Source organism: Chamaesiphon sp. VAR_48_metabat_135_sub (assembly GCF_031418915.1).
Classification (GTDB): domain Bacteria; phylum Cyanobacteriota; class Cyanobacteriia; order Cyanobacteriales; family Chamaesiphonaceae; genus Chamaesiphon.
In genome coordinates, this window is record NZ_JANOJV010000255.1 from 17,932 (window position 1) to 28,543 (window position 10,612).

Sequence of the window (10,612 nt, forward strand, 5' to 3'; positions counted from 1 at the left end):
TAGAGGTTAGGATAACAGCTTAAGACTTATTTTAACGTGAGTTTCCTGGCTTATGCCAAGACTCACGTTAAATCCCTCAGTTGTGGTAGCTAGAGCCGATCGAGTATAAATGTTAATTTTTCACTCAATAAATTGACATGTGGTACTCGGATGATGGTTGCATGATTGGAGCCAGGGAGGGCCTCTAGTTCGACACCACCTGTGGCGAGATTATCCCAATTTAGGGTGAGATTAACTGCTAGCTTTTGAGGTTTTTCATCAGAATAAAATAAAGTTACGCGACCGGGATAGGTTGATGGAGCTACATAATCCGTGAAAGCACGAGCGTTAGTCCAATAGACATCCAAACTACCCGCTTCTGACAGAGATCGTTTGATGTAGCGCAAATAAAATTGATAGGGAAGTCGTAATTTGCCAAACGTACGATGGATACGCAGACCATTGCGGAGATAGTCGATTCGTTCGTGTGAACTCAATCTCAAAAATTTAGCTAGTCGCGAATGATTGCGGCGTGGTTTGTCTGGGGGCGATGCGCTGTACTCGGCTGTTTCCCTCGATCTGGGCGCACTAGTATCGATGATAGCCAGCAGTTTGACTTCTTTCCCCAACTCGTGAAGTTGACGGGCGATCTCAAAGGCAACGAAACCACCAAATGAGTAACCACTCAAATAATACGCACCTTCTGCTTGAACTCGTAAAATTTCTTCAATATAATTAGCTGCCATCTCCGTTATCGAAGTCACAGGCGGCGTGCGTCCGTCCATTCCTCTTGGTTGTAGGACATAAAAAGTTCGGTTCGATCGAATCCGATCGGCTATTTCTCGATAAAATAAGACGCTTCCAGAGACATCATGGATGAAAAACATGGGTGGATCGATCGAGTCACCTTGCTTAATTTTTACTAGAGAATTCCATACTGGTAACTGGAGATTCAATCGAGCGATATTTGCTATTGTGGGTGCGATCGTTGTCGCTAGTTCGGCAATTGTTTGGGATTGAAATAATGTTGCTAATGGTAGATTTACTCCCCAGATACGATCGATTTCGCCAAACATATTTACCGCCAATAGTGAATGACCGCCTAAGTCAAAGAAGTTATCATGAATTCCGAAATCTTCTAGACCTAATACTTTCGTCCAAATTAATAGTAATCGTGACTCGATCGAGTTTCTGGGTGCGACTCGCTCGGTTTGGAGCTGGATAATAGCAGTAAGATCCGGTACTGGCAAGGCGTGCCGATCGATCTTACCATTTGGGGTCGTTGGGAAATCAGCCAGCATTACCCAGGCGGAAGGGAGCGACTGACGCGGCAATTTTTGCGCGAGGAAGTCATGTAAATCCCGAATTTGCGGCGGCGATTGCTGACGATCGGGGATGATATAGACGACTAGACGTTTATCGCCAGGAGTATCTTCACGCACGATCGCGACTGTCGATCGAATCTCTGGATGCGTGGCTAATAAGCTTTCGATTTCACCTAATTCGATCCTTACGCCCCGCAGTTTGACGAGATCGTCGAGCCGACTGAGATATTGGATCTTGCCGTTGGGTAGATATTTGACTAAATCGCCAGTTTTGTACAAGCGCGCCTGTGGTGCGGTACTAAAGGGATTGGTGATAAATTTCTGAGCGGTTAAATCGGGACGATTCGGCTTTGCCGAGGCTACGCCAACGAGATATCCTGTAGCCAAACAATCGCCACCGATATATAATTCCCCTGGAACCCCGATCGGGACGGGTTGCAGATGGGAATCGAGAATATAAGTTTGGATATTATCGATCGGTCGTCCGATCGAAACTGTGGCAGGATCGAGATCGTCAACTCGATCGATCGTCACCCACACCGTTGCTTCTGTTGGCCCATAGAGATTCCACACCGACTCACTTCTGGCGATGAGCTGACTGGCGAGATCGGTTGATAAAGCTTCTCCACCGCAGAGAATTTTTTTGAGCTGAGATTTACCAGTCCAGCCAGCGGCGAGGAGTAGTTGCCAAGTAGTGGGAGTAGCCTGCATGACTGTGGCTTGCGACTCGGTAAGTAGTTGTAATAATCCACGACCATCCCTGACGATTTCTCGACTGGCGAGGACGATTTTGGCACCGACAGTCAGCGGTAAGTAGAGTTCGAGGACGGCAATATCGAAGGAAATCGTGGTGACACTCAGCAGCGTGTCCCGTTCTGTCAAGCCTGGTTTGCGCTGCATGGCATTCAAAAAGTTCGTTACAGATCGATGGCAGATCTGCACGCCTTTGGGTTTGCCTGTCGAGCCGGAGGTGTAAATGGTATAGGCGAGATGTGCTGATGTTACTTGCTGCGGGAGGTTGGCAGTATCTTGTCGATCGATCCTCTCCCAATCGGCATCCAAACAAATTACTCGCGTAGCGATCGATGGTAATGATGATAATAATGCTTGTTGTGTCAGCAAGATCTCAACACTCGCATTCGCCACCATATAACTGAGCCGTGCCACTGGATAACTCGGATCTAGCGGCACATAAGCCCCACCTGCTTTCAATACCCCTAGCAATCCCACCACCATTTCCAAAGAACGCTCGACGTAAATCCCTACCAAGACATCTGGTTTGACCCCCAATCCTTGAAGATGGCGGGCTAATTGATTCGATCGATCGTTCAATTCTCGATAGGTGAGTTGTTGCGCTTCAAATACTACGGCGATGGCATCAGGATTTTTGGCTACCCGTTCCTCAAATAATTGGTGGATGCAAGCTTGAGGATATGCTGTTTGAGTTTGATTCCAGTCATAAAATTTCTGCTGTTCGGCGGTTGTCAGTAGGGGTAAACTAGCGATCGACTGCTGAGGCGCGACAACAATTGCGGCGAGTAATGTTTGGAAATGTCCTACCATTCGCTCGATCGTTGCAGCTTCAAACAGATCGGTATTGTAGGTAAAGATGCCGACTAAACTATCGGCTTGTTTCTCTAAAGCCAGAGACAGGTCGAATTTGGCCGTCTGTCGTGGCAGCGCGTAGGGACTAGTAATTAAATTAGCTAGTTGAATCTGTCTTGGCTCGACATCCTCCTCAAACCCAAACAGTACCTGAAAGATCGGTGAATAGCTCAAATCTCGCTGGGGCTGCAATCGATCGACCAACACATCAAAGGGTAAATCTTGATGGCTATAAGCCCCCACTGCCATCCGTTCGATCCGCTCCAGCAATTCGTGAAAACTTGGATTGCCAGAGAGATCGCCCCGCAATACTAAGGTATTCACAAAACAGCCGATCGATTCGGCAATTTCTCGTCGATCGCGATTAGCAACAGGTACGCCGACGATGAGATCTTCACTACCTGTATAGCGATAGAGCAAGATATCGAAGGCGGCTAACAGAGTCATAAATAATGTCACTCCGGCTTGCCGACTCAGTTGAGTTAACGATCTGATTAATTCTCGATCGACTGTAAATGAGACGGAGCTGCCAGTAAATGTTTGAATGGCTGGGCGAGGACGATCGATCGGTAGCGATAGTATTGGGGGCGCACCTGCAAGCTGCTGTTGCCAATAGGCGAGGTGTGAATCGAAAACTTCGCCCTGGAGCCATTGTCGCTGCCACAAGGTAAAGTCGGCATACTGAATCGGCAATGCTGGTAATTCGGGAGATCGATCGTCGCAATATGCTTGATAGAGGGACTCTAACTGTGCGGCAAAAATCCCCATCGACCAACCATCAGCGGCAATATGATGAATTGTCACCAGCAAAATCTGTTCCTGCGGGCTAATTTGCGCTACACAGCCGCGCAGCATTAGATCTTTCTCTAGATCGAAGGTGTGGAGGATTTCTTGTTGTAGCCGTAATTCGAGATCGGCGGCTGGAACTTGAAAATCCAGCACTAATAACTCGACCGATCGAGGTGGCCGAATGACCTGCACTAAGCGATCTCCAGTACCGCTAAAATTAGTCCGTAAGACTTCATGATGGGCGACAATTGCATCTAGAGCTTGCTGTAATGCTTGCAGATCGAGCGTGCCAGTTAATCTGGCGAGTACGGGAATATGATAAGCTCCAGCGTCCGGATCGAGGCGTTCTAAAAACCATAACCGTTGTTGGGAGAATGATAGCGGTAGCGGAAGATCTGGGGTACGGCGGGGAATTGTTGTTAATCCGATCGGACGAGCGGCTACAGATGTGGCTAATTCCGCGATCGTCGGCGTTTGCCATAGTTGTTGGAGCGATATCTCTAGATCGAGAGTGGTGGCGATCTCCATTACTAATTTGATGGCGAGGAGGGAATGTCCGCCTAGTTCAAAGAAATTATCGTGGATGCCCACTCGCTCTAATTTGAGCAGTTTCGACCAAATTGTCACCAACTGCTGCTCTAGCGGTGTTTTTGGTGGACTGTAGCTGGTATTTGCACTAGTAAAAGCATCACGATCGGGTGTGGGTAAAGCGTGACGATCGATTTTGCCATTTGGTGTTAGCGGTAGCGAGTCGATCTGTACGAACGCTGATGGCACCATATAATTTGGCAGCTTTTGGGCGATAAAATCTCGCAATTCACTAATTTGCGGTGGTGTAGTGCGATCGCTCATCCAGTAAGCGACTAACTGTTTGTTGCCAGGAGTATCCTCTCGGACGATAACTGTCGATCGGGAAATCGCTGGATGTTGACTCAGCACGGTTTCGATTTCGCCCAGCTCGATCCGAAAGCCCCGAAGTTTGACTTGGTTATCGATCCGCCCGATATATTCGAGCTGACCATCTGGTAGATACCGTGCCAGGTCGCCTGTTCGATACAAGCGGGCGGTCGGACATGCACTAGACGGATTGGGGATAAATCGGGTGTTGGTGAGTTCGTCTCGTTGCCAGTAGCCCCGCGACACACCAGCTCCGCCAACATACATTTCGCCGATCGCGCCAATTGGCAAGGGTTGCAGGTAAGGATCTAAGACATAAACTTGCAAGTCAGGAATCGGACGACCGATGAAACTGCGACGAGTGCGAACGTCTTCACAAGTTAGCGGTCGATAAGTTACATGCACAGTAGTTTCCGTGATGCCATACATATTCACCAACTGCGGAAATTTGTCGCCATGTCGATCGAACCAAGGTTTGAGGCTGGATAGATTTAGAGCTTCGCCACCAAAGATCGCCAATCGTAACTTTAACTTGTGACTGAGGGGAGATCTGGCATCGCTGGTAATTAACCGATCGAACGCCGATGGGGTTTGATTGAGGACTGTCACCCGCTCGGATATTAATAATTGATAAAATGCGTCGAGATCGCGACTGACTGCATAAGGCACGACAACCAATCGCCCACCATGCAATAATGCTCCCCAAATTTCCCATACCGAAAAGTCAAAGGCAAAAGAGTGAAATAAAGTCCACACATCTTGGCAATCGAATCGATACCAGTGTGCTGTAGCGGTAAATAGCCGGACGACATTACTGTGGGTAACTAGTACTCCTTTGGGATTCCCAGTAGAACCGGAAGTATAGATAACGTAAGCTAAATTGTCGGCGGTTCCAGCTAGGTCTAGATTAGTAGTTGGGTAGCGATCGATAGTTGAGAGGTCTGTATCTAGACAGATCGCTCGATTGCAGTTTGGTAAATTACCCAGCAAACTAGAATCAGTCACCAGGATGGTTGACTGGGCATCAGTGAGAATATACGCTAGCCGATCGGTTGGAGTGCTAGGATCTAGTGGTAGATAAGCTCCTCCCGCTTTGAGGATACCCAAAATACCAACTACCATCTCTACCGAACGTTCGACACAAATCCCTACCAATACTTCCGGCTGGACACCTAAACTTTGCAAGTGATGGGCGAGTTGGTTCGATCGATCGTTCAATTCTCGATAAGTGAGTTGTCGCTCTTCAAATACTACTGCGATGGCATCAGGATTTTTTGCTACTCGTTCCTCAAATAATTGGTGGATGCAGGCTTGAGGGTATGCTGTTTGAGTTTGATTCCAGTCACTCAATTGCTGCTGCTCTGCGGCTGTCAGTAGGGGCAAACTGGAGATCGACTGCTGAGGATCGGCAACAATTCCTGCTAATAAAGTTGTGAAATGTCCCGCCATCCGCTCGATCGAATCGAGATCGAATAAATCGGTGTTATATTCAAATCGGCAAACTAAACCAGTATTTGTCTCGGTAAGATCGAGACAAAGATCGAAAGCCACAACTTCTCGATCGATCTTCATTTCGGCTAACTTTAAGCCCTGATGTGTTTGCCAGACTTTTTCCGGCTTTCTTAATTGAAATAACGTCTGAACTAGCGGTAGATGACTTAAATTTCTCTCCGGTTGCAGTTCTTCGACTAATTTTTCAAAAGGAATCTCCTGATGCGTATAAACTTCTAGCGCAACTCGACGCACTTGGGCTAAAATATCTTCAAAGGTTGAATCTGCGGCTAATTGGGTTCGCAACACTAATGTATTAATAAATACCCCAATTAGGTTTTCTGTTTCTAATCGATCGCGTCCGGCGATTGGGGTGCCGACAATAATATCTGTCTGCCCTGAATATCGATAGAGTAGCACCTGATAGGCTGCTAACAAGGTCATAAATAAGGTGACATTATGATTTTGACTTAGCTGTTTTAATGACTGGGTTAAATCTAAGGATAAGACGTGAGTACATGTAGCTCCATTAAAAGTTTGCACTGGTGGGCGCGAACGATCGGTCGGCAATGCTAATATTGGTAATTCCCCACCGAGCTGTTGTTTCCAGTAGTCTAGTTTCAGTTGATAGTCTGAATGCTTAAATTGTTGAATTTGCCAATTAGCAAAATCTGAATATTGAATCTCTAAATCTGGTAAGGACGATGTTTTGTCTTGGCTATAAGCATCATAAAGTCTCGTCATTTCGTCTAAAAGTACATCCATCGACCAAGCATCAAATATCGAGTGATGGAAGGTGAGTAATAAGATATATTCATCGACTGCTAGTTTGACTAAGCCTGTTGTAAATAAACAATCCTTGGCTAGATCGAATTGATGTTGGGCAAATTGTCGTAATAATTGTTGGAGCGGACGATCGCGATCGGCGATCGATTGCTTACTCAGATCGGTTATGGCTAAATTTAGCTTAATTTCTGGACTAACTACGATCGTGGGTCGTCCGTCCACTGAAACAAAGTTACTGCGTAAAACTTGATGACGACGAATGATTTCATTCAGGCATCGCTCTAAAACTGAAATATTTAATTCCCCGTCAAGATGAATATTTGCCGGACGATTGTAAATCCAATTTTCTGGCTCTAATAGACTCAAAAACCATAGTCTTTGCTGGGAAAATGATGCGGGTAAATTACCAGATCTACTACCAGGTAAGATGCGATTGTTATCTGGGAGTTGCTGGTTTTTTGAATGTAATTTTTGTTCTAAAAGTTGTCGCTGGACTGGGGACAGTCGCGCGATCCGCTGTTGAAGTAATTCGTTCATGTTACTGGGAAGAAATCGGGGTCGGGGTTTGGGCTTGGACTTGAAAATGCGCGATCGATCTAACTTAATGACTGTATCGATCGCGTAAATTTCGATCGAGTAGTTGATTGCAGTCTTTAACTGTTATCGATGCTGATGATAATAAACCATCATGTTCTGTTAAATATTTCATCTGGTTCTCCACTGCTGCTTGAGCTGCAAATAAGCAAGGTGTACTATAATTGACGATCGAAACTCCGGCTGTTTGTAGTTGAGTGAGATTGTAAGCGGGAGATTTGCCGCCAGCGATTTGGTTAAAGACTAATGGGATACTTATTTCCCGCCTGAGAGACTCAATTACTGTAAGGTCTTTAATCCCATCTGCTAGTACTGCATCCGCACCCGCTGCGGCAAAAGCTTTTGCCCTGCGGATAATTTCATCCAATTCAGTCGCATCAGTTCTGGCGATCGTAAATAAATTGCGGCGGGTAGAAAGAACTTTAGTTAATTTCTCTAGAAAATCATCTAAATCCATCAATAATTTGCCGTCAACGTGACCACATCGACGCGGACGTTTCTGATCTTCGAGGATGATACCTGCCACGCCGATCGATTCCAATGATGCCACTACATGACATGCAACTTCGGGATCGACATAACCATCGTCGATATCGACTAATAATAAGTGATGGGGTAAGATGTTTTTCACCCGTTGGACGAAGGCAATGATATCTGACCAAGCAATAAAACCAATATCTGGCAAACCATAGTGACTGGCTGCAAAGCTAAAACCGCTAATAAATATCCCATCGTAATATTTACCAGCAATTGCCGCTGAAAATACATCATAAACTCCAATGAAAGGGATGATACCTCGACCTCTTACTGCTTGCTGCAATGGAGAAATATTATCGATCGGATACTGCATGAAAACCTCCAAAGATCGAACTGTTAATATCCACTCGAACCAGAACTGTTACTAATTTCCTTGTCTGTTATGGCAGCTTTCAATCGAATCAGGTACTACTAGCTACTATCTTTACTAAGAATACCCCTCACTAGGATAGGAACCGCTATGTCGATTCGAGATCTGCAAGCATCTGTGCTAGCGTTTCATCATCGATTTGGGCTGCTTGAAGTTGGGTAATCTCGATCGCCATCTCCGCTAGCGTCGCTCGTCCAAAGAAAATCATCAGTGGCAACTCTACTTGCCAAATCGATCGAATCCGATTGATGATTTGTGCAGCAGCGAGCGATTCTCCACCCAGTTGAAAGAAATTATCTGCCATGCCGATCGATTCTACCCCCAATACTTCAGCCCAAATCCTAGCTAGTGATATTTCGATCGAGGTTTGTGGGGCGATAAAATCGGCTCTGGGAAGTTTGGGATCGGTAGCTTGTAAACTGAGCTTTTCGGCTAACCCGATCCGTTGCAATTTACCCGTCGCGCCTTTGGGAATCTCTTGGACAAATACTACCACACGCGGCACTTTAAAATCAGCCAATCTCTCGGCTACAAATTGTTTAATTGCTAGTTCGGTAGTTGTCGCCTGTGGTTTGAGAACGATTGCCACGCCGACTTCTTCACCCAATAGCGTATGTGGTGCGGCAAATGTCACGACTTGGGCAATGGCGGGATGCTCCATCAGCACTTCATCTACCTCTTGTGGCGAAATTTTCTCGCCACCACGATTGATAATTTCCTTAATTCGCCCGCGCAAAAATAGATAACCATCGGGATCGAAATAACCCAAATCGCCAGTGCGAAACCACCCATTAATAAACGCGGTGGCATTTGCTGTTGGATTTTGCTCGTAACCTGAAGTAACATTATCGCCCCGAATACAGACTTCGCCTACTTGCCCGATCGCTAATTCCGCCCCAAACCGATCGAGAATAGTCATCTCTGACCCCACCGGAACGCCGACAGAGCCTGCTTTTCTGCTGCCAGGTGGGAGGGGATTGCTAGCCATCTGATGAGCGGCTTCTGTCATCCCGTAGGCTTCGATCGTCGGTGTATTAAAGGTTTCTTCCAAGCTGCTCATCACTGGTGCTGGGAGTGAAGCGGAAGAAGAGCGAATGAATCGCAACGGATGCTGGCGGACGATCTCCAGATTGGCTGCTGCTCTGGCTAATACCTGTTGATGGATCGTCGGTACCGCCGAGTACCAGGTGGGCGAAAAGGTGGCAATCCAGTCAAAAAAGTCAGCACCAGAGAAGCCTGGGGTACAAATAATGCTAGATCCGCCACTCAGGGATGAGAGTAGCACGCCGACTAGTCCATGAATATGAAATAATGGCATCACATTCAACGCCCGATCCGCTGCGGTTAAAGCCAAAGTCGTGCGAATATGCTGGGCTGAACTACACAGGTTTTGCTGGGTGAGCGGTACTAATTTGGGTCGAGAGGTGGTGCCAGAAGTATGTAATACTAAAGCGATGTCGGTTGGTTTTGCAACTGTATTGGGAGGGGGAGCGTCAATTTCCGTGCCTGTGAGGGTAAATATGCCCGCAGGTGCCCCTGGGATGGGACTTAATTCAACGATCGCAATTCCTAGCCTTTTAGCGACTTCACGCGCCGGAGAGTCTAGATCTGCGGCGATAATTAAGGCTTTGGGCTGAAGATCCGACAGGTAAAAATTAAATTCTCGATCGCCATAAGCGGGATTTAATGGGGCACAAGTAGCATGTGCGGCAATGGCTAAAAAGGCTACTGCCATTGTCGCGCCATTTGGTAGTACTAGCGCAACTCGATCCGTTCTGCTGATGCCCCAACAACGAAGCATGGTGCCAATTTCAGCAATCTGTCGATCGAGCTGACTATAGCTGAGGGGCTGATGTCCTGGCGCGAGGAGCGCAATTGCATCAGGAGTCTTGCGGGCGATATCTGCTAAAAGCACAGACAAAGTGGCTGGCACATTGACGCTGTGAGGCAAGTTCATATCGAGTCGATGGCGAAAAAAGCTAAAACTGTAAGTACTAGGACTACTGTAATTGTAGTCAAATTTACCGTAATTTAATTTTTAGCTTTTCTATAGCTTTTGTCTTAATTCTTTATATTGATTGTAAAATTCTCCCAACTTAGGTGATTCCCGATAAAGAATATACCCACTAAGCCGGACGAATCAGAACATCCCATTTAGGGAGTAGTGGGTTTCGTTCTAATCTTTTTTCCACCTCTTTCATTGCTGACTTATTGAGTGAAATACCTTTTTGATAAATCG

Annotated in this window: 3 protein-coding genes; all 3 read right to left on the reverse strand. The window is 46.5% G+C overall.

The genetic code is table 11. The features are described 5' to 3' along the window. Window positions 1–89 precede the first annotated feature (89 nt). Window positions 90–7,409 carry a non-ribosomal peptide synthetase gene (locus RMO55_RS17805; RefSeq protein WP_310428749.1) on the reverse strand — a complete coding sequence of 2,440 codons (7,320 nt, stop codon included), beginning with the start codon at window positions 7,407–7,409 and terminating at the stop codon, window positions 90–92. A 64-nt stretch (window positions 7,410–7,473) separates the two neighbouring features. After that, window positions 7,474–8,316: an isocitrate lyase/PEP mutase family protein gene (locus RMO55_RS17810; RefSeq protein ID WP_310428751.1), complete on the reverse strand. Its 843-nt coding sequence runs from the start codon at window positions 8,314–8,316 to the stop codon at window positions 7,474–7,476. A gap of 145 nt (window positions 8,317–8,461) precedes the next feature. After that, window positions 8,462–10,330 (reverse strand): AMP-binding protein, encoded by a 1,869-nt coding sequence (locus tag RMO55_RS17815; protein ID WP_310428753.1) that lies wholly within the window; start codon window positions 10,328–10,330, stop codon window positions 8,462–8,464. Window positions 10,331–10,612 lie beyond the last annotated feature (282 nt).

What these genes read in the sequence shown, in the direction of transcription:
- RMO55_RS17805 (WP_310428749.1), bottom strand. Translation starts at nt 7,409, where the DNA reads ATGAACGAATTACTTCAACAGCGGATCGCGCGACTGTCCCCAGTCCAG.
- RMO55_RS17810 (WP_310428751.1), bottom strand. Translation starts at nt 8,316, where the DNA reads ATGCAGTATCCGATCGATAATATTTCTCCATTGCAGCAAGCAGTAAGA.
- RMO55_RS17815 (WP_310428753.1), bottom strand. Translation starts at nt 10,330, where the DNA reads ATGAACTTGCCTCACAGCGTCAATGTGCCAGCCACTTTGTCTGTGCTT.